Annotated in this window: 19 protein-coding genes; 7 read left to right on the forward strand and 12 right to left on the reverse strand. The window is 70.9% G+C overall.

Annotation, left to right across the window (positions count from 1 at the left end):
- Positions 1-11 precede the first annotated feature (11 nt).
- From IOD14_RS13880 to IOD14_RS13910, 7 genes are all read right to left on the reverse strand, one after another.
- The gene (locus IOD14_RS13880; protein WP_212670382.1) at positions 12-1,853 is read right to left on the reverse strand and encodes a LamG-like jellyroll fold domain-containing protein; all 1,842 of its coding nucleotides are present in this window, start codon (positions 1,851-1,853) and stop codon (positions 12-14) included.
- Between the two features lie 36 nt (positions 1,854-1,889).
- Complete coding sequence (locus IOD14_RS13885) at positions 1,890-4,838, reverse strand: glycoside hydrolase family 2 TIM barrel-domain containing protein (RefSeq protein ID WP_212670383.1); 2,949 nt, start codon at positions 4,836-4,838, stop codon at positions 1,890-1,892.
- On the reverse strand, positions 4,835-5,794 hold the full coding sequence (locus IOD14_RS13890; RefSeq protein ID WP_282959517.1) for an alkaline phosphatase family protein: 960 nt from the start codon (positions 5,792-5,794) through the stop codon (positions 4,835-4,837). The genes IOD14_RS13885 and IOD14_RS13890 overlap by 4 nt, the downstream gene beginning before the upstream one ends.
- A 27-nt stretch (positions 5,795-5,821) precedes the next feature.
- Positions 5,822-6,691: a carbohydrate ABC transporter permease gene (locus IOD14_RS13895; RefSeq protein WP_123994251.1), complete on the reverse strand. Its 870-nt coding sequence runs from the start codon at positions 6,689-6,691 to the stop codon at positions 5,822-5,824.
- Entirely contained in the window at positions 6,688-7,662 is a 975-nt protein-coding gene (locus IOD14_RS13900) for a sugar ABC transporter permease (protein WP_174269434.1), read from the reverse strand. Before IOD14_RS13900 ends, IOD14_RS13895 begins: the two co-directional genes overlap by 4 nt.
- A gap of 34 nt (positions 7,663-7,696) precedes the next feature.
- Complete coding sequence (locus IOD14_RS13905) at positions 7,697-8,977, reverse strand: extracellular solute-binding protein (RefSeq protein ID WP_123994250.1); 1,281 nt, start codon at positions 8,975-8,977, stop codon at positions 7,697-7,699.
- Between the two features lie 65 nt (positions 8,978-9,042).
- Entirely contained in the window at positions 9,043-10,059 is a 1,017-nt protein-coding gene (locus IOD14_RS13910) for a carbohydrate kinase family protein (RefSeq protein WP_212670384.1), read from the reverse strand.
- Positions 10,060-10,187: 128 nt separating this feature from the next.
- Here IOD14_RS13910 and IOD14_RS13915 point away from each other — a divergent pair, with 128 nt between their 5' ends.
- The 4 genes from IOD14_RS13915 (at position 10,188) to IOD14_RS13930 (ending at position 16,663) form a co-directional block, all read left to right on the forward strand.
- Positions 10,188-10,952, forward strand: a complete 765-nt coding sequence (locus IOD14_RS13915; RefSeq protein ID WP_123994905.1) for a DeoR/GlpR family DNA-binding transcription regulator — start codon at positions 10,188-10,190, stop codon at positions 10,950-10,952.
- Positions 10,949-12,286 (forward strand): 6-phospho-beta-glucosidase, encoded by a 1,338-nt coding sequence (locus tag IOD14_RS13920; protein ID WP_123994248.1) that lies wholly within the window; start codon positions 10,949-10,951, stop codon positions 12,284-12,286. Before IOD14_RS13915 ends, IOD14_RS13920 begins: the two co-directional genes overlap by 4 nt.
- Before the next feature lie 76 nt (positions 12,287-12,362).
- Positions 12,363-15,413 carry a glycoside hydrolase family 38 C-terminal domain-containing protein gene (locus tag IOD14_RS13925; protein ID WP_212670385.1) on the forward strand — a complete coding sequence of 1,017 codons (3,051 nt, stop codon included), beginning with the start codon at positions 12,363-12,365 and terminating at the stop codon, positions 15,411-15,413.
- Positions 15,413-16,663, forward strand: coding sequence for an alpha-L-fucosidase (locus tag IOD14_RS13930; protein WP_212670386.1), 1,251 nt, complete (start codon positions 15,413-15,415; stop codon positions 16,661-16,663). The genes IOD14_RS13925 and IOD14_RS13930 overlap by 1 nt, the downstream gene beginning before the upstream one ends.
- Positions 16,664-16,763: 100 nt before the next feature.
- On the opposite strand, the gene IOD14_RS13935 is transcribed toward IOD14_RS13930, so the two are convergent.
- Positions 16,764-18,440 carry a carbohydrate binding domain-containing protein gene (locus IOD14_RS13935; protein ID WP_123994245.1) on the reverse strand — a complete coding sequence of 559 codons (1,677 nt, stop codon included), beginning with the start codon at positions 18,438-18,440 and terminating at the stop codon, positions 16,764-16,766.
- A 142-nt stretch (positions 18,441-18,582) separates the two neighbouring features.
- Positions 18,583-19,713, reverse strand: a complete 1,131-nt coding sequence (locus IOD14_RS13940) for an ATP-grasp domain-containing protein (RefSeq protein ID WP_123994244.1) — start codon at positions 19,711-19,713, stop codon at positions 18,583-18,585.
- A gap of 266 nt (positions 19,714-19,979) precedes the next feature.
- On the opposite strand from IOD14_RS13940, the gene IOD14_RS13945 reads away from it, so the two are divergent.
- Both IOD14_RS13945 and IOD14_RS13950 read left to right on the forward strand, forming a co-directional pair.
- Positions 19,980-20,834, forward strand: coding sequence for a metallophosphoesterase (locus IOD14_RS13945; protein WP_123994243.1), 855 nt, complete (start codon positions 19,980-19,982; stop codon positions 20,832-20,834).
- Positions 20,831-21,511 carry a 4'-phosphopantetheinyl transferase superfamily protein gene (locus tag IOD14_RS13950; RefSeq protein WP_212670387.1) on the forward strand — a complete coding sequence of 227 codons (681 nt, stop codon included), beginning with the start codon at positions 20,831-20,833 and terminating at the stop codon, positions 21,509-21,511. Before IOD14_RS13945 ends, IOD14_RS13950 begins: the two co-directional genes overlap by 4 nt.
- Before the next feature lie 59 nt (positions 21,512-21,570).
- On the opposite strand, the gene IOD14_RS13955 is transcribed toward IOD14_RS13950, so the two are convergent.
- A complete protein-coding gene (locus IOD14_RS13955; protein ID WP_123994241.1) occupies positions 21,571-21,810 on the reverse strand; it encodes a hypothetical protein in 240 nt (79 codons plus the stop codon).
- 241 nt (positions 21,811-22,051) lie between these two features.
- On the opposite strand from IOD14_RS13955, the gene IOD14_RS13960 reads away from it, so the two are divergent.
- A complete protein-coding gene (locus IOD14_RS13960; RefSeq protein ID WP_212670388.1) occupies positions 22,052-23,074 on the forward strand; it encodes an alpha/beta hydrolase in 1,023 nt (340 codons plus the stop codon).
- A 116-nt stretch (positions 23,075-23,190) separates the two neighbouring features.
- On the opposite strand, the gene IOD14_RS13965 is transcribed toward IOD14_RS13960, so the two are convergent.
- Both IOD14_RS13965 and IOD14_RS13970 read right to left on the reverse strand, forming a co-directional pair.
- Entirely contained in the window at positions 23,191-23,721 is a 531-nt protein-coding gene (locus tag IOD14_RS13965) for a toxin-antitoxin system, toxin component (RefSeq protein ID WP_123994904.1), read from the reverse strand.
- 32 nt (positions 23,722-23,753) lie between these two features.
- Positions 23,754-24,410 (reverse strand): helix-turn-helix transcriptional regulator, encoded by a 657-nt coding sequence (locus IOD14_RS13970; protein ID WP_123994239.1) that lies wholly within the window; start codon positions 24,408-24,410, stop codon positions 23,754-23,756.
- Positions 24,411-24,474: the final 64 nt, after the last annotated feature.

Here is a 24,474-nt window from a genome sequence, read left to right on the forward strand (position 1 = left end):
TCGGAAGGGAGTCAGTGGGTCATGAAGGACGAGACGGGCAGTGCCCGCGAGACGATCCGCACGTCACCGAGGCGGCCGTGGAAGATCTGGTCGATCTTGTCGGCGTAGGTGTAGCCGCCCACCAGCCACGGCAGTCCGACCGAGGTGATCCCGACGGCCGACGCCTTCGGGTTGCGGACCACCGGGCAGCCCTGCACGTACAGCGTGGTGTGCCTGCCGTCGTTGACGACGGCGAGGTGCCACCAGGTCTCCAGCGGTGTCTCCTGGCCCCAGTTGGTGGCGATGCCCTGCTGGTTGAGCGGGCGCATGGCCCACTGCGGCTCGCGGTCGTTGGAGAGCGACAGCGTGGCGAGCGGTTCGTCGGGGTCGTCGCCGGTCTTGCCCGCGGCCCCGCCGGTCCCCCTCCGGCTGACCAGTCCCGCCCAGGCGTTGTGGTCCGGGTCCCAGTCGGCGGGCATGCGGTAGAACACCTCGATGGTGTAACCGTCCTTGAAGACAGCCGAGTTGAGCGGCGCCTTGTCGACCGTCTGCAGATAGGCGCCCTTCAGGGGCGACTTGTATCCCTGGAACTCCAGGCTGCCGTGACCGGGCTGGTCGGGGTGGTGGTCGGCGGACCAGCCCAGCGAGCCGCCGCCGACCGACACGACGGTGAGGTCGTTGCCCTTGCCGGACTGGTCGCGGACCGTGCCGGTGACGGCGGAGTCGAAGCGCCAGTACGCGGCCGTGCCCGGGATCAGCAGCTTCGACGCCGGACGCGCCGCCCGCGCGGGCACCGGGTCGAAGCCGGCGAACCGCGAGGCGAAGTCGATGTCCACCGAGAACCGGTCGGCGTCGCCGCTGAGTTCGATCTCCTGGCGCTCCAGCTCGTTGAGGCCCTTCCCGGCCCGGCCGAGGATCCACGGGGAGACCGTCTCCACGTCGATCACCCCGCGGTCGAGGTCGAAGCGGTACAGGCGGATCATGGCCGCGCCGCCGAAGTACCGGTTCTGGTAGTTCGTCAGGTGCAGATGGACGTCGTTGCCCGCCGTGTTGGTGCGGGTCGCCCGCCCGGCGGGCCAGTAGTGGCCGTTGAGGGTGAGGAAGATCTGGTCGTGGTCCTTGACCAGCCGGTCCCACAGCTGCTGACCGTAGTCCGAGAGGGTGTCGTCCTCGACGACCAGCTCGTGCGTGGTCAGGACGACCGGGGTCCTCGGACGGGCGGCCAGGACGCTCTTCGCCCAGGCGTACCCCTGGTCCGACAGCCGCCAGTCCAGCGCGAGGACCATCCACTCGCGGCCCGCGGCCCTGAAGAGGTGGTACGTGTTGTAGCCGTCGGGGGAGGCGCCGCCGAAGGTCCTGCGGCCCTTGAACCGGCCGGGGCCGAACACGTCCAGGTACGGCGTCGCACCGCGCTGGTCGGTGGTGGACGACTTCACGTCGTGGTTGCCCGCGAGGACGCTGTAGCCGACGCCCCGGCGGTCGAGGAGCTCGAACGCGTCGCCGATCGCGGCGAACTCGGCCGCCGCGCCGTTCTGGGTGAGGTCGCCGAGGTGGGACAGGAAGACGATGTTCTCGTCCTTCCCGTGCTCCAGCAGATAGCGCAGCGAGGCCTCGACGGGAGCCTTGTCGATGCTCGGCCCGTCGAAGAGGTACTGCGTGTCGGGCATGACGGCGAGCGTGAACCGCCGGCTGTCGGTGTCGGGGCGCCAACCGGACACGGCGGCGGGAGCGGCCTCGGCCGTGCCGGCGGGCAGGGCGACGCCCGCCGTGGCCGCGGCGCCCAGCAGGGCCGTGGCCCGCAGGAAACTGCGCCGGCCGGCACCGGCCTGCGCGGCCTCCGCCGCGCCCTGATTCTGGTCATGCGAAGTACACACGTGTGCTCCAAGACGGACGTGGGAGTCAGCGAGGGTTCAGAGAGCGCGCAGCGTCCAGCTCCAGCGATGGACGCCCGGCGCGACGAGATAGGAGGCGAAGGTGTCGGGGCCGCACGAGGCGGTGCCGAGGCCGCGGTGGGCGGCGTCGATGTGGACCACACAGCCCGCCCGGGGGACGAGCTCGTCGTGGTGCGCCACCTCGGTGAGGTCCGCGGCGCGGTACCGGGTCACACCGACCTGGCGCGGTTCGTCGAGGACGACCGCGAGGCCGGTGGCGTCCGGAGCGGAGAGCGTGAAGTGCCGGACCCCGTGCCGGCCACCGCTCTCCTGCGGGCGCAGATAGGGGGTGAACAAGTCGTCCACGGGCACCGAGTGATGGCCGACCGGCGCCCCGAAGGCGCGGTCAGGGTACGACTCCCAGGGGCCCTGTCCGAACCACTCCATGAGATCGAGTCCGGCGACCGTCTCGAAGACGGAGCCGATCCGGGCCACGTCGGCGAGGGTGTCCGGCAGTTCGGCCGACTCCTCGACGTGTATGCCGCCCTCGACCGCGGTGAGGACCTGCACATGACGGACGACACCGGCGTCGGAGAGGTACTCGGCACGGACGGTGACTCGTCCGGCGGTCTGCCGTATGTGCGCGACCTTGCGCACCAAGGCGTCGAGGCCCCAGCCGCGCCAGCGCGCCGCCGTCCCGCCCAGCTCGTCGTTGTCGGTGGGCGCCCGCCACAGGGACAGCGTGGGCGCGGAGGTGAGCAGGGGGTGGACCAGAAGACCGTCGTCATCGACTTCGACGGAACGGTTCCTCACCGCCGTCGGCGCCTCGGCAACCGCCTCCCGCAGCCGCGCCTGGGGCAGGCACACCACCGTCCCGCGCGGGGCCCACGGCTCGTCGTTCGCGGTGGTGACCCGCAGCGTCAGCCAGGCCTCGCCGCCGTCCTCGGGCAGTTCGAACGGCAGCGGGACCGCCGCCGTCTCGCCCGGCCGCAGATCGGGCAGTTCGGCGGGCGCGGTCAGGGTCCGGCCGTCGGCCAGGGAGAGCTCCCACTGGCCGGCCAGCCAGGCGAGGCCCCGGAAGTGCTGGTGGTTGCCGAGCACGATGCCCTCGTGCCGGAAGCACTCGATGCGCACCGGCGCCGCGATCTCCCGGTGCTCGTACATCACCGGCTTGGGCGTGCGGTCGGGAAGGACCACGCCGTCCGCGATGAAGGCACCGTCGTGGAAGGGCTCGCCGAAGTCGCCGCCGTACGCCCAGCGGTGTCCGGGCGCGGCGACACCGTTGTCATAGAGCCCGGCGCCCCCACGCCCGACCGGTCTGCCGTCGTTCACACGCTGGAGAATGCCGTGGTCCCAGAACTCCCAGATGAACCCGCCCTGAAGACCTGGCGTTGACTCGATGGCCGCCCAATGGTCCGCGAGCGTGCCGTTGCTGTTGCCCATGGCGTGCGAGTACTCGCACCAGATCAGCGGCTTGGTCTGCCGTCCGGAGAGCGCGTGCTCCACGCACTCCTCCAGCGAGGCGTACATGGGGCAGGCGATGTCGGAGGCGTCGTCGACGGCCGCCCAGTCGAGCTTCGCCGCGCCCTCGTACTGGACCGGCCGCGTCGGATCGTGCCGGCGCAGCCATCCGGCCGCCGCGTCGTGGTTGGCCCCGTAGTCGGACTCGTTGCCCAGCGACCAGATGATGACCGAGGGATGGTTCTTGTCCCGCAGCACCATGCGCGAGACCCGGTCCACGAACGCGTTCAGGTAGCGCGGGTCGTCGGCGATCTCGTGGGCGTGGTCGTGCGACTCGATGTCCGCCTCGTCGACGACGTAGAGACCGAGTTCGTCGGCGAGGTTGTAGAGCGTCGGGTCGTTCGGGTAGTGCGAGGTGCGGATCGCGTTGAACCCGAACCGCTTCAGCGTGACCAGGTCCGCGCGCATGTCGTCGTACGACACCGTCCGCCCGGTCAGGGGGTGGAAGTCGTGCCGGTTCACGCCCCGGACGAACACCCGCTCGCCGTTGACCAGCAGGTCGCGGCCGGCGATCTCGATGTCCCGGAAGCCGATCCGGTGCCGTGAGGTGTCGGCGACCGTGCCGTCGGCGCGGTGCAGCCGGACGGTGAGGTCGTACAGCTCGGGCGTCTCGGCGTTCCAGGTGCGGACGTCCTCGACCGTCGTGCGGATCCGCGCCTCGCCGAGGAAGTCGGAGACCCGGTCGTCCTCCCGGTTGCACCGGTCGAACTCGGCGTCCTGGGTGAGCAGCAGGCCTTCCAGTTCCCCGCTGACGTACCACCCCTCGGGCAGCGCGCCCCCCGCGTCCCGCACGGTGCAGTCGACGCGCAAGGAGCCGTTGAAGGAGGCCCGTACGGTCACGTCCGCCAGATGCAGCGGATCCGTCGCGTACAGCAGCACCGACCGGGTGATCCCGCCGTGCCACCACTGGTCCTGGTCCTCGACGTGCGAGGCGTCCGACCACTTGACGACGGTGAGGCGTACGACGCTGCGCGCGCCGGCGCGCACCAGTCCCGTCAGGTCGAACTCGGCCGCGAGGTGGGAGTCCTTGGAGATGCCGACGGGCCGCCCGTCGACGTGCACGAGGAGCACGCTCTCGGCGGCGCCCACCTGGAGCACGATCCGGCGTCCGGTCCACTCGGCGGGGACGTCCACCTCACGCTCGTACACGCCCGTGGGATTCGCCGAGGGGGAGTGCGGCGGGAACTCGGGGAACGGCATGCGGACGTTCAGGTACTGCGGCAGGTCGTCCGTGCCCTGCATCGTCCAGACACCGGGGACGTGCGAGGAGGACCAGGAGCCGCCGACCGGCGCGTCCGGAGTGGGCAGCAGCTGGAAACGCCAGTCGCCGTCCAGGGGGAGTGCTCCGGAGCGCCGGTCGACGGCGTTCATGGGCAGCCGGCCCCACGAGGTCACCTCGGGTGACTCCCAGGGGCGCAGGGCGATCAGGGGATCGGAGGGGTGGGGTCCGCGGGGTGCGTCGGTCATGACCGTTCCGGAGTCGGTGGCGAGATGGGTGGTGCCGGGGCGTGGCAGGACCGTCCGTGGCCGTGCAGGACCCGGCCCTGCAGGCCCCAGGCCGGGTCGACGGGGACGCCGAGCCGGTCCAGGACGGTGGGGGCGATGTCGATGAGACGGGGTGTGTCGAGCCGGGTGCCGCCGGGCATGCCGGGCTCGGCCAGGACGACGAACACCTCGCGTTCGGCGCGGGTGTCGCCGCCGTGGCCGCCGGTGTCGAGGTGCCCGTGGTCCGTGGTGACCAGCACGGTCCAGCGCTCCCGCGCGCGGGCGGGGTCCGAGCGCCGGGATTCGATGGCCGCCAGCAGCCAGCCGAGGTGGGTGTCCTGGGTGAGCAGGGCCCGGTCGTAGGCGAGGCTGTGCGGGCCCTCGGCGTGGGCGGCCTCGTCGGTGGCGCCGAAGTACACGAACACGGCGTCGGGATCGTCCTGGCTGATCCAGCGCTCGGCGGTGCGGGCGACGAGGCGGTCCGCGGTGCCGTAGCCGTCCGTCTCGCCGTCGTAGCGCACCCGGCGGCCGATGGCGGGGCCGAGCGTGCCGCGCCGGATCAGCTCGGGCCAGGACACCACGGCCGCGGTGCGCAGCCGGCGCCGGGCGGTGACGGCCCGGCTCAGGAAGTCGGGGTAGCGGGCGTAGTCGGCACCGGCGAAGTCGTTGCCGCGCACTCCGTGCCGGTCGGGCCACACCCCGGTGAGCACGCTGGACCAGCCGGGCCCGGAGTCGGTGTAGGCCATGCTGGTGGACGGCCCGTCCGGGGCCTGGCCGTCCACCTCGCCGTAGGGCAGCAGGCTGGTGCCGTGGGCGCCCGCGGCCATCAGGCCGTGCAGGACGGGTGCCGTGGCCGGCGAGCGGGTCAGCCGGTCGTGACGCAGCCCGTCCATGCCCACGACGAGCACCCTGCCGCGCCCGCCGAAGTCGTACGTCACCGCCCACCCCTTTCTCCCGGCACCGGGTCAGGTGCCCTGGACCGCTCCCTCGGTGGCACCCGCGATGAACCCGCGGGCGAAGATGCTGAACACGATGACCAGCGGGAGCGCCGCCATCAGCACACCGGCCATGACCATGCTGTAGTCGGTGGTGTGGCCGACATTGAGCTGGGCGAGCTCCACCTGGAGGGTCACGTGGGCCGGGTCGGTGAGCACGACGAGCGGCCAGATGTAGTCGTTCCAGCAGTTGACGAAGACGTAGATGGCGAGGAACGACAGCGCGGGCCTGATCATCGGCAGCGCGATGTTCCAGTACTGCCGGAAGAACCCGGCGCCGTCGATGCGCGCGGCGTCGAGGAGTTCGTCGGGCACGCCGTTCTGGATGTACTGGTGCAGCCAGAAGATGCCGAAGGCGTTGGCCAGGGAGGGCAGGGCCAGCGCCTTGAGCATCCCCACCCAGCCGATCTTCGACATCAGGATGAACTGCGGCAGGATCGCCAGCTGCAGCGGCAGCATCATGAACAGCAGCAGCGTGCCGAAGAGCAGCTTGCGGCCGGGGAAGTCGAACTTGGCGAAGGTGAAGGCCGCCAGGGAGTCGATGAACAGCACCAGGACGGTGGTGACGGTCGCGACCATCACCGTGTTGAGCATCGACCCGAAGAAGTCGATCGTGTTCAGCACGTGCCGGATGTTCTCCAGCAGGTGGGAGCCGAAGGAGAACTTCGGCGGGCTCTTGTAGATGTCCTGCGTGGTGTTGGTCGCCATGATGATCGTCCACGCGAAGGGGAAGACCGAGACCAGGACGGCCACGATGAGGATGATGTGCGCCGTGAGGCCCTTGGGGCGGCGCAGTCGCCTGCCGCCTGTGGCCGGCCGTGCGGTGTCGACCGCGGTCATGCCTTCCTCCCTCGTGTGGTGATGCGCCAGTTGACGGCGACGAGGATGATGATCAGTACGAAGAAGGCCCACACGATGGCCGCGCCGTAGCCGTAGTCGTTGTTGAGGAAGGCCGACTGGTAGAAGTACAGCAAGGTCGTCAGGCCCGCCTGGCCCGGGCCGCCGAGGTTGGCGTTGGCGGCGTTGCTGGCGAACAGGACCTGGGGCTCGCTGAAGCTCTGCAGGCCGTTGATGGTCGAGATGATGACCGTGAACAGGATGATCGGCCGCATGATCGGGATGGTGATCTGGAAGAACGTGCGGACGGGGCCCGCGCCGTCCATCTTCGCCGCCTCGTAGATCGAGCCCGGGATCGCCTGCAGGCCGGCCAGATAGATGATCATGTTGTAGCCGGTCCACTGCCAGGTCATCAGCAGCGAGATGACCACCTTGATCAGCCACGGGTTGCTCAGCCACGGAACGGGCGAGATGCCGACCACGCCCAGGATCGCGTTGACCAGACCGAAGTTGTTGCTGAACACCGCGCCGAAGAAGATCGCCACGGCGACGATCGACGTCACGTTCGGCACGTACAGCGCGATGCGGTAGAAGCCCTTGAAGCGGCGCACCGAGTGCAGCAGCGTCGCCAGCATCAGGGCGCCGAACAGCGTCGGCACGGTGGACAGCACCCAGATCACCAGGGTGTTGCGGATCGACAGCCAGAAGACCGGGTCGTCCCACAGGAACCGGAACTGCTGCAGGCCCACGAACTGCATGGAGCCCAAGCCGTCCCAGCGCTGGAAGGCCAGGTACAGCGAGTAGAAGACCGGGAAGAAGGAGAACGCGACGAAGATCAGGTAGAACGGCGAGATCGCCAGGTACTGCCGCCAGTACGCGAGCGGCCCGCGCCGCTTGGGCCGAGCCGCACCCGCGGGCGTGGCGCGCCGCGGGCGGAACCGGGCCGGGCCCGGCCCGCCGCGGTGCGCGGGCACCGCGGCGGGGCCGGTGACCGGAGGTGACGTCACCTCAGCTCACCCCCTGCCGCCGGGCGATCTGCTTGGCCTGGCTGACCGCGTCCTTCCAGGCGTCGTCGGGCTTCTTGCCCTTGGCCTCGATGTTGGTCAGTTCCGTCATGAAGGGGGCCATGACGGCCGCGTCGGCGGGCGCCTCGTAGGCCACCTTGATGTCCTTGGCGGCCGGGCCGAAGACCTCGATGACCTTCTGTCCGCCGAAGAAGGCGTCCGGACCGGTCATGGCCGGCATCGCGTACGCGGCCGGCGCGGCCGGGAAGATGGCGGCGTCCGTGAATCCGCGGGCGTCGTTGGCGGGGCTGAGGATCCAGCTGATGATCTTGAACGCCTCTTCGGGGTTGCGGCACTGCTTGGGCAGCGCCAGGTAGGAGCCGCCCTGGTTGGCCGGTCCGACCGGGTTGGCGCAGACCCGCCACTTGCCCTTGGTCTGCGGCGCCGCCTGCTCGATGTCCAGCGCGTGCCAGGCCGCGCCGAGCTCGGTGAGGAGGTTCTTGCCGACGGCGGCGTTCCAGGTGTTGTCGTTGATCTTGGCGTCGATGCCCAGGGTGTACGGCCGCACCGCCGTGGTCCACGCGGCGCGGATGTGGTCCCCGTCGCCGATGAAGTGGTTGTCCTTGTCGATGAACCGCTGGGTGCCCTGGCCGACCGCGATGTTGAAGACGGAGCCGATGTTGTTGACCAGGTAGGTGCCGGGGTTCTTCTTCTGCAGCTCGGTGCCGAGCTGGAAGTAGTCCTCCCAGGTGCTGACCAGCGCGGCGACCTTGGCGGGGTCGGTGTCCACCCCGGCCTTGGCGAACAGGTCCTCGCGGTAGAAGAGCGCGGTGGGGCCGATGTCGATCGGGAAGCCGATCTGCTTGCCGTCCTCGGTCTGGGCGAGCTTGGTCTTCCAGTCCAGGTACTGCGAGGAGATCTTCTTGAAGCCGAGGTCGTTCAGATCGAGGAAGCGGTTGGCGTTGGGCAGGAAGGACGCGATGTCCTCACCCTTGATGCCCGTGATGTCCGGCACGGACGTGCCCGCCGCGAGGGTGGTGGTGAGCTTCTGCTTGAAGTCGCCGCCGATGGAGGCGGACGTGAGCTTGACCTGGCCGGCGAAGTGCGTCTTGGCCTCCGCGACCACCTTGTCGCTGAGCGCGCCGCCCCAGTACCACAAGGTGAGGTCCTTGCCGTTCTTGGTGCCGCCCGAGCCCGAGCCCGAGCCGCCGCAGGCGACGGTCAGTCCGGACGCGGCTGCGGTGAGCGCTGCGGCCTGGAGGAAGCCTCTACGTGAAAGGTCCACGGGTCACTCCTGTTGTTCCTGTTCGTGGTGCTGAGGGGTGTCGGACTGTGGGGGCGTTGTGAGGGTCAGGGCTGCCGGGGCGGGGTGACCGGGGCGTGGTGCACCGGCGGGCCGATGTCGGCCGGCAGGCGGTCGGCGAGGAAGCCGTACGCCGTGCGCAGGTCGGGGTCGGTCAGGGAGCGCCACCAGAGGTCGATGCCGTACCAGCCGGGGGCCGCGAGGGCGCCGCCGTGGTGCCGGACGGACAGTCCGGCCGCGAGGACGGCGAACCGGAGTCGTTCCTCCAGGGGCCAGCCGCCGAGCGAGGCCGTGACGAAGCTCGCGCCGAAGACGTCTCCGGCGCCGGTGGCGTCGAGCACGTCCACGGCGAGGGCCGGGACGTCGGCGTACTCACCGGTGATCTGGTCGACGGCGACCGCGCCGTCCCCGCCCCGGGTGACCACGGCCACCGGGACCAGCTCGGAGAGCGTGCCGAGGGCCGCGACCGCGCTGTCGGTGCGGGTGTAGGCCATCGCCTCGCCCTCGTTGGGGAGGAAGGCGTGGCACAGGGCCAGCTGGTCGAGGAGGTCGGTGGACCACTGCTGTGTGGGGTCCCAGCCGACGTCCGCGTAGATGTGCGTGCCGTTCGCGGCGGCCTTGGAGAGCCAGGCGCGCGGCTCGGCCTCCAGGTGGACGAGGGCGGTGCGTGCGTCGGGCGGGTCGCCCATCAGCACGTCCTGGGAGTACGGCGGTTCCTGCCCGTGGGTGACCAGGGCCCGGTCGTGACCGTGGGCGAGCGCGACGGTGACGGGGGTGTGCCAGCCGTTCGCGATCCGGGAGAGCGAGAGGTCGACACCTTCCTGAGCTGCGAGGACCTCCTGGCAGTAGGCGCCGTAGAAGTCGTCGCCGAAGACCGTGGCCAGGGAGGTCCGAAGGCCGAAGCGGGACGCGGCGACCGCCAGGTTGGCGATGCCGCCGGGGCCGCAGCCCATGCCGGCCGTCCAGATCTCCTCGCCGGGCGTCGGCGGCTTCCCGAGCCCGGTGAGGACGAGGTCGTAGAAGAGCAGCCCGGTCAGGAGCACGTCGGGCCTGTCGTCGTCCACGCGAAGAGCCTCTCGTCAAAACTCGTCAATTTCGATGACGGGAATCGTGCGCTGCTCCGCGAGATTGGTCAATACCCGAGCAGAACTGAGCATGGATTTGATTGAAGATGACGAGTAGTGTGCACGCCGTGCTGGCAGAACGACGACACCAACTCATCCTGCGGGCCCTGCGCTCCGGTGGCCCCGCATCCGTGACCGATCTCTCCGAGCAGCTGGCTGTGAGCCCTGCCACGATCAGGCGCGACCTGGTCAAACTGGAGGAGGACGGGCTGCTCACGCGCGTGCACGGCGGCGCCGTCGTGGAGGAGGGCGACCAGCCCTTCGCCGAGGTCGCAGAGGTGCGCGTGTCCGAGAAGGACGCCATAGCCGAGCGGGCCGCCGCCATGGTCGCCGACGGCCAGTCGGTGCTGCTGGACATCGGCACCACCGCCTTCCGGCTCGCCCGCCAGCTGCACGGCCGCCGTCTCACGGTGATCACCAGCAACCTCGTGGTCTACGAGGAGCTCGCCGACGACGAGGGCATCGAGCTGGTGCTCCTCGGCGGCATGCTCCGCCGCGAGTACCGCAGCCTGGTCGGCTTCCTCACCGAGGACAACCTGCGCCAGCTCCACGCCGACTGGCTCTTCCTCGGCACCAGTGGAGTGCGTCCGGGTGGGCAGGTGATGGACACGACGGTCGTCGAGGTGCCGGTGAAGCGAGCCATGATCAAGGCCAGCGACAAGGTCGTCCTGCTCGCCGACGCCGCCAAGTTCCCGGGTACGGGCATGGCGAAGGTCTGTGGTCCCGAGGACCTGGACATGGTGGTCACGAACGCCCCGGCCGACCCGGCGACCCGCTCCTCCCTGGAGGAGGCGGGCGTCGAGGTGGTCGAGGCAGGAAAGGTGCAAGAGTGAAGCTGACGATTCTGGGCGGCGGCGGGTTCCGCGTGCCGCTCGTGTACGGCGCCCTCCTGGGCGACCGCGGCGAGGGCAGGGTCACCGAGGTCGTGCTGCACGACCTGGACGCCGGCCGGCTGTCCGCGGTGACCCGGGTCCTCGCCGAGCAGGCGGCCCGGGTCGAGGACGCCCCGCGGGTGAGCGCCACGACCGACCTCGACGAAGCCCTGCGCGGCGCCGACTTCGTGTTCTCGGCGATCCGGGTCGGCGGCCTGGAGGGGCGGGCGAACGACGAGCGGGTGGCCCTCGCCGAAGGCGTCCTCGGCCAGGAGACGGTCGGCGCGGGCGGCATCGCCTACGGCCTGCGCACGGTCCCCGTGGCCGTCGACATCGCCCGACGGGTGGCCCGGCTCGCCCCCGACGCCTGGGTCATCAACTTCACCAACCCGGCAGGACTGGTCACCGAGGCCATGTCCCGCCACCTCGGCGACCGTGTCATCGGCATCTGCGACTCCCCGGTCGGCCTCGGCCGCCGTATCGCCCGCGTGCTCGGCGCCGACCCGAAGGAGGCCTGGATCGACTACGTCGGCCTCAACCACCTCGGCTGGGTCCGCGGCCTGCACATCGCAGGGCGTGACGAGCTGCCGCGGCTGCTCGCCGACCCCGACCTGCTCGGCTCCTTCGAGGAGGGCAAGCTCTTCGGCACCGACTGGCTCCAGTCCCTCGGCGCGATCCCGAACGAGTACCTGCACTACTACTACTTCAACCGTGAGGCCGTCCGCGCCTACCAGCAGGCCGAGAAGACCCGCGGCGCCTTCCTGCGCGACCAGCAGGCCCACTTCTACGAGGAGATGCGCGACCCCGGCGCCCAGGCCCTCACCGCCTGGGACCGCACCCGGGCCGAGCGCGAGGCGACGTACATGGCCGAGAACCGGGAGACCGCCGGCGCCGGCGAGCGCGAGCCCGACGACCTCTCCGGCGGCTACGAGAAGGTCGCGCTCGCCCTGATGCGGGCCATCGCCCGCGACGAACGCACGACCCTGATCCTCAACGTCCGCAACCGCACCACGCTCTCGGTCCTCGACACCGACGCCGTCATCGAGGTGCCCTGCCTGGTCGACGCCAACGGCGCCCACCCGGTCGCCGTCGCCCCGCTGCCCGACCACGCCACCGGCCTGGTCTGCTCGGTCAAGGCGGTCGAGCGCGAGGTGCTCGCCGCCGCCGAGTCCGGCGCCCGCACGGCCGCGGTGAAGGCCTTCGCCCTGCACCCGCTCGTCGACTCCGTGAACGTCGCCCGCAGGCTGGTCGAGGGGTACACCTCGGTGCATCCGGGGCTCGCGTACCTTAAGTAGCGGCTTTCTTCGGAAAGCGCTTTCCCCTCGCTTGGCAGCCCCACCAGCTCGCCCTCTCCCTCCCTGGAGACCTTTCATGCACGACGAACGCCGCCGCATCGAGGAGCGCGTCCAGCGCGCCCACGACCAGCGCATCAAGCCCGCGATCTACGCGGCCACCGTCCCCTTCGAGGTCGAGGCCTGGCAGGCGCCCGGCGAGCCGGTCTCCTTCGAGGAGGCCGCGGCCGCCCGGTACACCCCGTTCGCGATGGACACCCCGTGGGGCCCGCCCTGGGGCACCACCTGGTTCCGGATGCGCGGACAGGTGCCCGCCGAGTGGGCCGGAAAGCGCGTCGAGGCCGTCATCGACCTCGGCTTCGTCGGCGACTGGCCCGGCAACCAGGCCGAGGCCCTGGTCCACCTGCCCGACGGCCGCCCCCTGAAGGCCGTGAACCCGCTCAACCAGTACGTGCCCGTCGCCAACCCGGCGACCGGCGGCGAGCAGATCGACTACCTGGTCGAGGCGGCCTCCAACCCGGACATCCTCAAGGACAACTTCTCCAAGATCACGCCGATGGGCGACAAGCTCACGGCCGGCTCTGCGCCGCTCTACACCTTCCAGCGCGCCGACCTCGCGATCCTCGACGAGAACGTCTGGCACCTCGACCTGGACCTCCAGGTGCTGCGCGAGCTCATGGTCCACCTCCCCGACCACGAGCCCCGCCGCCACGAGATCCTGCACGCCCTGGACCGGGCCATGGACGCCCTCGACCTGGACGACGTGGCCGGCAGCGCGGCCGCCGTCCGCGAGGTACTGGCGCCGGTGCTGGCCAAGCCCGCCAACGCCAGCGCGCACACCATCTCCGGTGTCGGTCACGCGCACATCGACTCCGCGTGGCTGTGGCCCATCCGCGAGACCAAGCGCAAGACGTCCCGCACCTTCTCCAACGTCACCTCGCTCGCCGACGAGTACGACGACTTCATCTTCGCCTGCTCCCAGGCCCAGCAGTACGAATGGGTGCGCGACAACTACCCGCACGTGTGGGCCCGCATCCAGGACTCCGTGAAGAAGGGCCAGTGGGCCCCGGTCGGCGGCATGTGGGTCGAGGCCGACGGCAACCTGCCCGGCGGCGAGGCCATGGCCCGCCAGCTCATCCACGGCAAGCGGTTCTTCATCGAGCACTTCGGCATCGAGACCAAGGGCGTCTGGCTCCCGGACTCCTTCGGCTACACCGCCGCCTACCCGCAGCTCGCCAAGCTCGCCGGCAACGACTGGTTCCTCACCCAGAAGATCTCCTGGAACCAGACCAACAAGTTCCCCCACCACACCTTCTGGTGGGAGGGCATCGACGGCACCCGCATCTTCACCCACTTCCCGCCCGTCGACACCTACAACGCCCGCTTCAGCGGCGAGGAGATGGACCGCGCGGTCCGCAACTACTCGGAGAAGGGCGGCGGCCGGCGCTCCCTGGCCCCCTTCGGCTGGGGCGACGGCGGCGGCGGCCCCACCCGCGAGATCATGGAGCGCGCCCGGCGCCTCGCCGACCTGGAGGGTTCGCCCAAGGTCGTCGTCGAGCACCCCGACGACTTCTTCGCCCAGGCCCGCGCCGAGTACCCTGACGCCCCGGTCTGGGTCGGCGAGCTCTACCTGGAGCTGCACCGCGCCACCTACACCTCCCAGGCCCGCACCAAGCAGGGCAACCGCCGCTCCGAGCACAAGCTGCGCGAGGCCGAGCTGTGGGCGACCACGGCCGCGCTGCACGCGCCCGGCTACTCCTACCCGTACGAGAAGCTGGACCGCCTGTGGAAGACGGTCCTGCTGCACCAGTTCCACGACATCCTGCCGGGCTCCTCGATCGCCTGGGTGCACCGCGAGGCCGAGGCCGAGTACGCCCGGGTCGCCGAGGAACTGGAGGCGCTGACCGCCGAGGCGGTGGTCGCGCTGGGCGCCGGTGGCACCCGGGCCTTCAACACCAGCCCGTTCGACCGGGCCGAGGTGGTCCGCACCGGCGACCGGGCCCTGGCGTACATCGAGGTCCCCGCGAACGGCAGCGCGGCGCTCACCGGTGCCGAGCCGGCCCGGCCGGTCGGTGTGTCCGGGCGGACCCTCGACAACGGCCTGGTGCGCGTGGAGGTGGCCGAGGACGGCACGCTGTCCTCCGTGTTCGACCTGCGGGCCGGGCGCGAGGTCCTGGGCGACAAGGGCAACCTGCTGCGGCTGCACACCGACCTCCCGAACTACTGGGACGCCTGGGACATCGACAGCCACTACAAGAACCGCTACACGGACCTGCTGGAGCCCACCTCGGTCGAGGTCGTCTCCGAGGACCCGCTGCTGGGCGCGATCCGTGTGACCCGGGCCTTCGGCAAGGGCTCGACGATCACCCAGACCATCACCCTGCGCGCCGGCAGCCCCCGGATCGACTTCGAGACCGACATCGACTGGCACGAGGCCGAGAAGATCCTCAAGGCCGCGTTCCCGGTGGACGTGCGGGCCGCGCACTCCTCCGCGGAGATCCAGTTCGGTCACATCCAGCGCCCCACGCACACCAACACCAGCTGGGAGGCGGCCCGTTTCGAGGTCTCCGGCCACCGCTGGGTGCACGTCGGCGAACCGGGCTACGGCGTCGCGGTCCTCAACGACTCCACCTACGGCCACGACGTCTCCCGTACGGTCCGCGAGGACGGCGGTACGACGACCACGGTCCGGCTCAGCCTGGTCCGCGCCCCGCGCATCCCGGACCCCGAGGCCGACCAGGGCACGCACCGCTTCACCTACTCGCTGCTGCCCGGCGCGAGCATCGAGGAGACCGTCGCCGAGGGCTACTCGCTCAACCTGCCGCTGCGGGTGGCGGACGCGGCCGGTGCCCCCGAGCCGGTCGTCTCGGTCGACGGCCAGGGCGTGACGGTCGAGGCGGTCAAGCTCGCCGACGACGGATCCGGTGACGTCGTGGTCCGTCTCTACGAGTCGGGCGGCGGCCGCGCGAGCGGTGTGCTGCGCACCGGGTTCCCGCTGGCCGGCGCCCGGATCACCGACCTGCTGGAGCGCCCGCTGGAGACCGCTCCCGTGGAGGACGGCGGCGTCGCCGTCCAGCTGCGCCCCTTCCAGGTGCTGACGCTCCGCCTGTCCCGTGCCGGGGTGAGCTGATGCCCATGCAACCCTGGTTCACCGACGCCAAGTTGGGGATCTTCATCCACTGGGGCATCTATGCCGTGGACGGCGTGCAGGAGTCCTGGTCGTTCTACGACGACATCGTCCCGCACGACCGGTACATGTCCCAGCTGGAGCGGTTCACGGGCGCCGCGTACGACCCGCGCGCCTGGGCCGACCTGTTCGCCCGTGCGGGAGCCAGGTACGCGGTGCTGACGACCCGTCACCACGACGGCGTGGCGCTGTGGGACACCGAGTACGGCGACCTCAACCTCGGCAAGGACTACGTCGGCCCCTACGCCGAGGCCCTGCGCGAGAAGGACCTCAAGGTCGGCTTCTACTACTCCCACTCCGACTGGAACCACCCGGACTACGCCTCCACGCGCAAGCCGGGCCGCCCGCCGGAGCTGGAGGACAACCGCTACTCCGAGGTGGCCGCCGAGGACGAGGACCTTCAGGCCTGGGAGCGGTTCATCGCCTACCGGGACGGCCAGATCACCGAGCTGGCCTCCCGCTACCGGCCCGACCTGATGTGGTTCGACGGCGAGTGGGACCGCAGCGAGGAGCAGTGGCGCATCCCCGAACTCGCCGCGCTCATCCGGTCGTACGTGCCGGACGTCGTCTTCAACGCGCGCATGCTCAGCGAGGGCGACTACGCCACCCCCGAACAGGGCGCTCCCATCGAACCGCCCGCCGGGCCCTGGGAGTTGTGCCTGACGATCAACGACTCGTGGGGTTACCAGCACCAGGACCACAACCACAAGTCGCTCGCCCAGCTGATCCGCTACTTCACCGAGACCATCGGCGGGGGCGGCAACCTGCTGCTGGACGTCGGCCCGATGGAGGACGGGACCATTCCCGCGCCCCAGGTGGAGCGCCTCGAGGGCCTGGGGGAGTGGATCCGCAAACACTCCGAGGCCGTGTACGGGACCGTGCGCGGGCTGCCCGCCGGGCACCACTACGGGCCCAGCACCCTGTCCGCGGACGGCCGGACGCTCTACCTGGTCCTCTTCGACGCGCCGCGCGCCGAGATCGGGCTGCGCGGACTGGTCACCCCGGTCCGCCGGGTCACCGTCCTCGGCACCGGCAGGGAACTGGGCCACCGGGTGGTCGGCGGACTCCACGAGGCCGTGGGCATCGTGTGGATCGACCCGCCGGCCGAGGCCGACCTCGATCCGTACGCCACGGTGCTCAAGGTCGAACTGGACGGGGAAGCGGAGCTGTACCGGGGGGCGGGCCGGTTCTGACCGCGCCCTGCCCGGTTCCGCACCGAAGCCGAACTGCCCCCACGCCCGGCCGAGTCGGCTCAGGCGTGGGGGTGTTCGGGTTCTCGGGGCGGAGTCCGGGTCAGCCGGTGAAGCCGGCCGTGATCGACGTGAACTGCCAGTTGCTCTGGCTGATGCCGGAGCAGTTGCTCGTCACCCCGCCGCCGGGGCACGGCCGGTCGCGGTTGACCGACCAGAAGGCGAGCCGGGCGATGTGACGGGAGTTGGCCCAGTCGCGGATCTGGGTCCAGATCGCCGTGCTGGTCAACTCCTGCTGGTCGCTGAGCCCGTTCATCCCGGAGATCCCGATGTGGGCGTAGGCCGTCGCGTCGTCCCACCCGAACGTGGACTTGAGCTTGGTCTTCAGCCCCTCCGACGCGTTCACGGTGTTGCCGTACATGTCGGAGCCGCCGCCGAAGTCGAACGGCATGATCGTGAAGACGTCGATGTTCGCGTTCAGCGCCTTGGCCTGCTCGATCAGCCGGTTGCCCCAGTAGGTCGGGCCGGTCGTCGAGGTGCCGAAGGTGAGGATGGTCCGCAGGCCCGGGTTGTTGGCCTTGACGATCTTCAGGGCGCCCAGGATCCGGTCCTGCACGGTCGCGTTCTCGAACTCGTCCGTGTTCTCGATGTCGACGTCGATGGCCTTGAGCCCGTAGGCGTCGATCACCTTCTGGTAGGCGCCGGCCAGCGCTTCGGGGGTCGAGCAGTTCGGCCCGAGCTTGTTGCCGCTCCAGCCGCCGATCGAGGGGACGATGTCACCGCCCGCGGACCGGATCGAGTTGATGACGGACTGGTCGTTGCCGCCGGTCAGCGGCCTGCTGCCGTCCCAGGCCGGGTTGCAGCCACCGGAGGAGAGGACGAACGCCATCGTGAACCACTTGATCCCGGTCGCGCTCATCACCGAGGTCGCGCTCGGCGGGTCGCCCCAGCCGAGGTAGAGATAGGGCGCGGCCTGCTTGAACCCGGTCCCGCCACCGCCGCCCGCCTCCGTCGTCACGGACACCGCGTTGGAGGCCGCGGAGGAGTTCCCGGCCGCGTCCCGCGCCTTCACGGTGAAGGTGTAGGAGGTACTGGCCGCGAGCCCGCTCACGGTGGCACTCGTCCCGGAGACGGTGAGCACCTGGTTGGACCCGCTGTAGATGTCGTACGCCGTCACCCCGACGTTGTCGGACGAGGCGTTCCATGCCAGCGACACGCTGGAGGAGGTCTTCCCGGTGGACCTCAGGCTGCCGGGCGCGCTCGGCGCCTGCGAGTCCGAACCACCGCCGCCGGGCCCGTCGAGGCTGATGTCGTCGGCCTGGTAGGTGCCCTGCGCGTACCACCCGTGGACATAGACGGTGGCGCTGGTCTGCGAGGCCCCGGTGGTGAAGGAGGTGGTGAGCAGGCTGTACGCCGAGGGCGACGACGTCCAGGTGGACGAACCGCCGTCCACGCCCAGGTACACATAGCTGCCGCGCACCCAGCCGCTGAGGCTGTACGAGGTGTTCGGCCGCACGGAGACGGTCTGGCTGCACTTGGCTATGTCACTCGAACTCACCGCGCCCTGAAGCGCCTTGGAGCCGCCGTGCACGGGAGAGGAGACGACCGACCCGAGATTCCCGGTGCAGGACCAGGGCGACAGGGCCCCCGACTCGAAGCCGGGGTTGGTCAGGACGTTGGCCGCCTGGGCCGTACCGGGCAGAGCGACGGCACCGACGAGCGCGAGGGCCGCGGAACCGAGCAGAGCGAGAAGTCTGGAACGTCTGAGTGGGTTGCGCACGCGATCTCCCTGAAGATATGGGGGTGTTCGGGAGTGCAAGGAGAGTGCAGGAGGGTGCGCAACCAAGTTGGTATGGACCAATCGGCCTGTCAAGACGAGCGGCAGAATTGGTCCATACCGGTGAGGGCGGGGGTGGGGGCGCCTAGAGCGGCAGCACCTGAGCCGCTGCCTCGACGACCACGGGCTCGGCGGCCGCAGGCGCGGGCACCGCGGGCAAGGGCTCGGGGAGCTCCCGCTGATGCTGCACGGACACGGGCCGAAGCTGCCGCGGCCCCGACACCACCGTGTAGTCCTGCCCGAGGAACGGCGGTTCGATCACCCCGGTGTCCTCCCCGAGCGCCAACTGCACCGCGGCCCACGGCACGTTGACTCCGCAGAGGGACAGCTGGTGCAGCCCGCCCGCCGGACGCGTGTTCACATCCATCAGCACGGGCCGGTCACCGAGCATCCGGAACTGGATGTTGGACAGATAGTGCAGACCGAACCCCTCGGCGATCAGCCGCGCCGGCTCCAGCCACCGCTCGTCCAGCGTGAACCCGCGACGACGTCCGTTCTTCGTGCGGCCGATCGCCAGCCGCACCCGGTTGTCGGTCCCGGTGAGGGTGTCCACCGACACCTCCGGCTGCTCGAGACGCGGCATGACCAGCCAGTCCACCTGCTCGTCGGCCTGCTCCAGCGCCTCGACGACCATGTCCAGCGGCACGTACGGGCTGGGGAAGCCGTTGAGGTGCGCGAGCGAGAAGGGGGCGCGCGTGACGACCCGGAAGCCGACCCCGCCCGCACCGGACGCGGGCTTGAAGCAGGCCTTGTGGCCGTCGGCCTCCAGCTCCTCCACGGCCGCGACCAGCTCGTCCGCGGTCCGCACCCGCCACCACGGCGGCACCGGGACGCCGACCGCCTGGACCGCCTCGTAGGCGATCACCTTGTCGTGGAAGACGGCGACGGCCTCCGGGGGCGGTGCGAGCAGCGCCGTGCCGATCGCGGTGAAGTCGGCGCGGTGGGCGACGATCGCCGCCTGGTGCAGCCGGGGCACGAACACGTCGATGCCACGCCGCTGGCACTGGTCGAGGGCGAACTCGACGTAGGCGGCCGGGGACAGCCCCTCCGGCTCCAGCTCGGCGGTGTCGGCGGCGGCCAGCACGGGAGAGTCCGCGTCCCCGTGCGTCGCGTGGATCTCGACGGCTCTGTCGCTGGGATTTCGCCGCAACTGATCCATGAAGAACACGTTCTCCGCGTACGTGCGGTTGAGCCAGACGCGTACGCGAGAGAGCATTCAGGCCGCCTTTCGGGGTTTTCGGGCAGGGCGAAGCGGGCCCGTGCCCGGGCAGGGTGCTTGGAGGGACACCAAACCGCCCCTTGTGAAGGGAGGTACATGCGGTGGTGTTGGGGCGATCATACGGCTTTCAAGGGGCCGCGCGTGCAACGCCCGTGTTACGGATTTCCCGATCATGGAAAGCCGCCGCTCCGGGTCACTCTTGTACCAGGAAAACAAATGTGTTCTCGTGGTCCCACATGGGTGCTCTGAGGGGGCGAGAGGTGATGTCTGGGGCCGGCGCCGCACGACTACTGGCCGTCAGCGACCTGCACATCGGTTACCCCGAGAACCGCTCGCTCGTCGAGCGGATGCGCCCCGACAGCGACGACGACTGGCTCCTGGTGGCCGGTGACGTCGCCGAGACCGTGGCCGACGTCCGCTGGGCCCTGCAGACCCTCGCCGGCCGCTTCCGCCAGGTCGTCTGGGCCCCCGGCAACCACGAACTGTGGACCCACCCCAAGGACCCTGTCACCCTGCGCGGGGCCGCCCGCTACGAGCATCTCGTCGCGATGTGCCGGGAACTGGGCGTCCTCACCCCCGAGGACCCCTACCCGGTCTGGGACGGCCCCGGCGGCCCCCTCGCCGTCGCCCCGCTGTTCCTGCTGTACGACTACTCCTTCCTGCCCGCCGGGTGCACCACCAAGGAGCAGGGCCTGGAGTACGCGCACGGCACCGGCATCGTCTGCAACGACGAGTTCCTGCTGCACCCCGACCCCTATCCGACCCGCGAGGCCTGGTGCCGGGCCCGGGTCGCCGAGACCGAGCGCAGACTCGCCGCGCTCCCCGACGACCTGCCCACCGTCCTGGTGAACCACTACCCGCTGGACCGGCACCCGACGGACGTCCTGTGGTACCCCGAGTTCGCGATGTGGTGCGGCACCGCACTGACCGCCGACTGGCACCGCAGGTTCCGTGTCGAGACGATGGTCTACGGCCATCTGCACATCCCGCGGACCACCTGGCACGAGGGCGTCCGCTTCGAGGAGGTGTCGGTGGGCTATCCGCGGGAGTGGCGCAAGCGCCCGGAGCCGCCCGGACGGTTGCGCCGGATCGTGCCCAGGGAGGTCGGTGCGCTGTGATCGGGGAACTGCTGCCGGACTCGGTGGTGGCCGTCGAGACGTACGGCCGCGACGAGCCGGACAACGCCGCGCTGTACCCCGAGGAAGCCGCGCTCGTCGCCCGCGCCGTCCCCAAGCGCCGCCGTGAGTTCGCCGTCGTGCGGGCCTGCGCCCGCCGGGCCATGGAGAAACTCGGTGTGCCGCCCCAGCCGGTCCTGCCCGGGGAACGCGGCGCCCCGCGCTGGCCGGCCGGACTCACCGGCAGCATGACCCACTGCGACGGCTACTGCGCCGCCGCCCTCGTCCGCGTCACCGACCTGGCCTCCCTCGGCATCGACGCCGAACCCCACGGACCGCTCCCGGAAGGCGTGCTGGAGAGCGTCTCCCTGCCGCAGGAGCGGGTCAGGCTGCGGGCACTGGCGACGGCCCGCCCCGCGATCCACTGGGACCGGCTGCTGTTCAGCGCCAAGGAGTCCGTCTACAAGGCGTGGTTCCCGCTCACCGGCAAGTGGCTGGACTTCGCCGAGGCCGACATAGACATCCTCCTCGACCCGGGACAGCCCTCCGGCGGCTCCCTGCGCGCCGAACTCCTCGTCCCCGGCCCGCTGGTGGGCGGCGAGCGGCGCGGTGTCCTCGAGGGCCGCTGGACGGTCCGGGGCGGCCTGGTCGCGACCTCGGTGACCGTGCCGCACGCCTGAACGCGCGGCACGGCACCGGGCGGCACTGAGCGGCACGGCAGGGCGTCCGCCCGGAGCCTCTAGGCCTCCGGCGGGCACCAGCTGTGCAGCAGCCTGAAGAACGCCTCCTCGTTGCCCGCGAGCCCCGCGTCGGCGAGCGCCTGTTCGGCCTCGGCGAGGACCGCCGGCGGGACGACCGGTGGTCGGGCGCGGTCGGGCGGGCCGGCCGCGGTGTCGAAGGCGGCCCGGACCGTGTGCAGCAGCCGCAGATACGCCTGGACGGCGGTGCGCTCACGGTCGGTCAGTACGGCGGTGGGCATCGGCGGCTCTCCCCAGGTCGGCGTCGGTCGCACCCCCGGACGGGGCGCGTCGGTCGCACGCCGCACGGGCGTGCATCTCCAGCTTGCCGTCCACCACTGACAATCCGGCTTCCGCGCCCCTTCGTTCGCCCGCTTAGCGGAGGCGAAACCTCCCCGAAATCACCGTGGGGAAAGCAGTTCTACGCTGGGAGGAAGGGCTTTCGGCCGCCTTGTCGCGGCCAGGAGTACGGGAGGCGAGCACGTGGTCGACGACCCGCGCCGGCGCCCGGTGCGCGCCGTCCGGCTGCGCTCGGTGGCCGACGGAGAACTGGAGCTGCGCTACTGCGTGGTGCACGGCTACCGCCGTGCCTTCCGCATGGCGGGCGAGGGGCCGCCCCTCGTCCTCATCCACGGCATCGGCGACTCCTCGGCCACCTGGGCCGAGCTGATCCCGGACCTCGCCCGGACCCACACCGTGATCGCCCCGGACCTGCTCGGCCACGGCAACTCCGACAAGCCGCGCGCCGACTACTCGGTGGCCGCGTACGCCAACGGCGTCCGTGATCTGCTCACCACCCTCGGCATCGAGTCGGCCACCCTGGTCGGGCACTCGCTGGGCGGGGGAGTGGCCATGCAGTTCGCGTACCAGTTCCCCGAGCGCACCGAGCGGCTCATCCTGGTCAGCGCGGGCGGGGTGGGCCAGGAGGTCAATCCCGTGCTGCGGCTGGTGTCCCTGCCCGGCGCCCATCTCGTGCTGTCCTCGCTGCGGCTGCCCGGCATGCGCTTCCAAGTGGGCCTCGCCGTCCGGCTGATGAAGCTCCTGGACACCGACCTGGGCCAGGACGCGCCGGATCTGCTGAACCTCGTCGACGCCCTCCCCGACGAGACCTCCCGCAACGCCTTCATCCGCACCCTGCGCGCGGTCGTCGACTGGCGCGGCCAGGTCGTCACCATGCTCGACCGCTGCTACCTCACCGAGGGCATGCCGACCATGCTCCTGTGGGGCGACCGCGACAGCGTGGTGCCCGTCCGGCACGCCTTCGGGGCGCACGAGGCGATGCCCGGCAGCCGTCTGGAGATCTTCGAGGGCGCGGGCCACTTCCCGTTCCACAGCGACCCCGCCCGCTTCGTGGCCCTGGTCGAGGAGTTCACCGCCACGACCGCCCCGGCGGACTGGAGCCGGGAGCACTGGAGGGAGCTGCTGCGGGAGGGCGGCCCGGGCAGCACGGGGGCGCGTGTGGGGGAGCGGGAGCTGAGGGAGGCCAGCGAGCGCAGCGCGACCTGACCTCCGGGGCGCGCCCGCGATGTGGCCTCTGGGGTGAACCCGCTACCTGACCTTCGGGGCGAGCCGGCGATCTGACCTTCGCGACGAGCCTGCGACCTGGCCTCCGGGGCGAACCCTCAGCCCTGCGGCCCCAGGTACCCCAGTGACGCCTCGATCCGTCCCGCCAGGCGGTCCCGCTGCACCGGGCCCCGCAGCGGTGAACCCTCCAGCCAGGTACGGCACTTGCTGGCCAGCAGCAGACCGAAGCTCTCCGCCTCCCGCTCGTCGTCGAGCTCGAAGCGGCTGCGGGCGGCGACCTTGCGCACGGTGGCCTGCAGGTCGGCGTCGTCGCTGAGCAGCCGGGCGGCGACCGCGGCGCCCTCGACGTGGTGGGAGCAGTGGCCGGCGTTCATGTGCCACAGCTCGTGGCCGAGGATGACCAACTGGTGGTCGGGGGCGGTGCGTTCCTCGATCACGACGAGGTCCTGGTCGGCCATGTCGAGCCAGAGCCCGCTGGCCGTGCCGGCCGGGAAAGGCGCCGTACGGAAGTGGACCGGGCGGCCCCGGCGTCTGCTCATCGCCTCGCACAGGGCGCCGTAGAGGTCGTCGGGCCGTGCCGGGGCGTCGAGCTCCAGCTCCGCCACCAACTCGCCGCTGAGGCGGCGCATGTGCTTACCGATGCCCACACTTGTCTCCCGGATCAGGACTCGGGCCGCTTGACGCTCTCCAGGAGCATGTCCAGCCACTCGGCGACCTTGTCACGGTGCTGGTCGGTGGGCAGCTGCGCGGCCCGCCAGGCGATCCCGCGGACGCCGTGGTCCTGCAGCAGCCGCTCCAAGGGGTCGTGGGCGGCCGCCGCGGCCTCCCGCTCCCGGTCGGCGAGTTTGTGCAGGAGCTCCTGCTCGGTGTGCTGAAGCGCACTCGCGAGCGCCTCGGGGTCCTCGGCGGTGAGGAATCCGGCGTGCACGCGGAAGAACCGCTGGATGGCGTCGCAGTGCTCCATGGTGGGGCGCCGGTCGCCGTTGATGAGGGCGCCCGCCTGCTGCCGGGACATGCCCGCGCCGTCGGCGATCTCCTGCTGGGTGTACTTGCGCCCGTTGGGCTTGAGCCGGGTGCGGCGCAACAGGCCGAGCCGCTGCAGGAACCGCGCCTGGACGTCCGGTTCGCCCGCCGGGCGCCCGCTCAGCAGGGTCTTGACCACGGGTTCGGGGACTCCGGAGGCGACGGACAGCCGCCCGGTGTCGAAGACCTGCGCGTGCGGCACGCCGAGCCGGTCGGAGAGTGCGGTGACGCGGGCGACGACGGCCGTCAGCACGACCGTTGCCGCGTCGTCCGGGCTCTCGAAGCCATCCGACACCGACTGATCTCCTACGTCTCTCACCCGACTTCTCACAGGCCCTCGCCGTGAACTTCCCGGAGAG

This window comes from Streptomyces sp. A2-16, from assembly GCF_018128905.1.
In the GTDB taxonomy this organism is placed as follows: Bacteria; Actinomycetota; Actinomycetes; order Streptomycetales; family Streptomycetaceae; genus Streptomyces.

What these genes read in the sequence shown, in the direction of transcription:
- IOD14_RS13885 (WP_212670383.1), bottom strand. Translation starts at nt 4,838, where the DNA reads ATGACCGACGCACCCCGCGGACCCCACCCCTCCGATCCCCTGATCGCC.
- IOD14_RS13955 (WP_123994241.1), bottom strand. Translation starts at nt 21,810, where the DNA reads ATGCCCACCGCCGTACTGACCGACCGTGAGCGCACCGCCGTCCAGGCG.
- IOD14_RS13930 (WP_212670386.1), top strand. Translation starts at nt 15,413, where the DNA reads ATGCCCATGCAACCCTGGTTCACCGACGCCAAGTTGGGGATCTTCATC.
- IOD14_RS13925 (WP_212670385.1), top strand. Translation starts at nt 12,363, where the DNA reads ATGCACGACGAACGCCGCCGCATCGAGGAGCGCGTCCAGCGCGCCCAC.
- IOD14_RS13940 (WP_123994244.1), bottom strand. Translation starts at nt 19,713, where the DNA reads ATGCTCTCTCGCGTACGCGTCTGGCTCAACCGCACGTACGCGGAGAAC.
- IOD14_RS13965 (WP_123994904.1), bottom strand. Translation starts at nt 23,721, where the DNA reads ATGCGCCGCCTCAGCGGCGAGTTGGTGGCGGAGCTGGAGCTCGACGCC.
- IOD14_RS13945 (WP_123994243.1), top strand. Translation starts at nt 19,980, where the DNA reads ATGTCTGGGGCCGGCGCCGCACGACTACTGGCCGTCAGCGACCTGCAC.
- IOD14_RS13895 (WP_123994251.1), bottom strand. Translation starts at nt 6,691, where the DNA reads ATGACCGCGGTCGACACCGCACGGCCGGCCACAGGCGGCAGGCGACTG.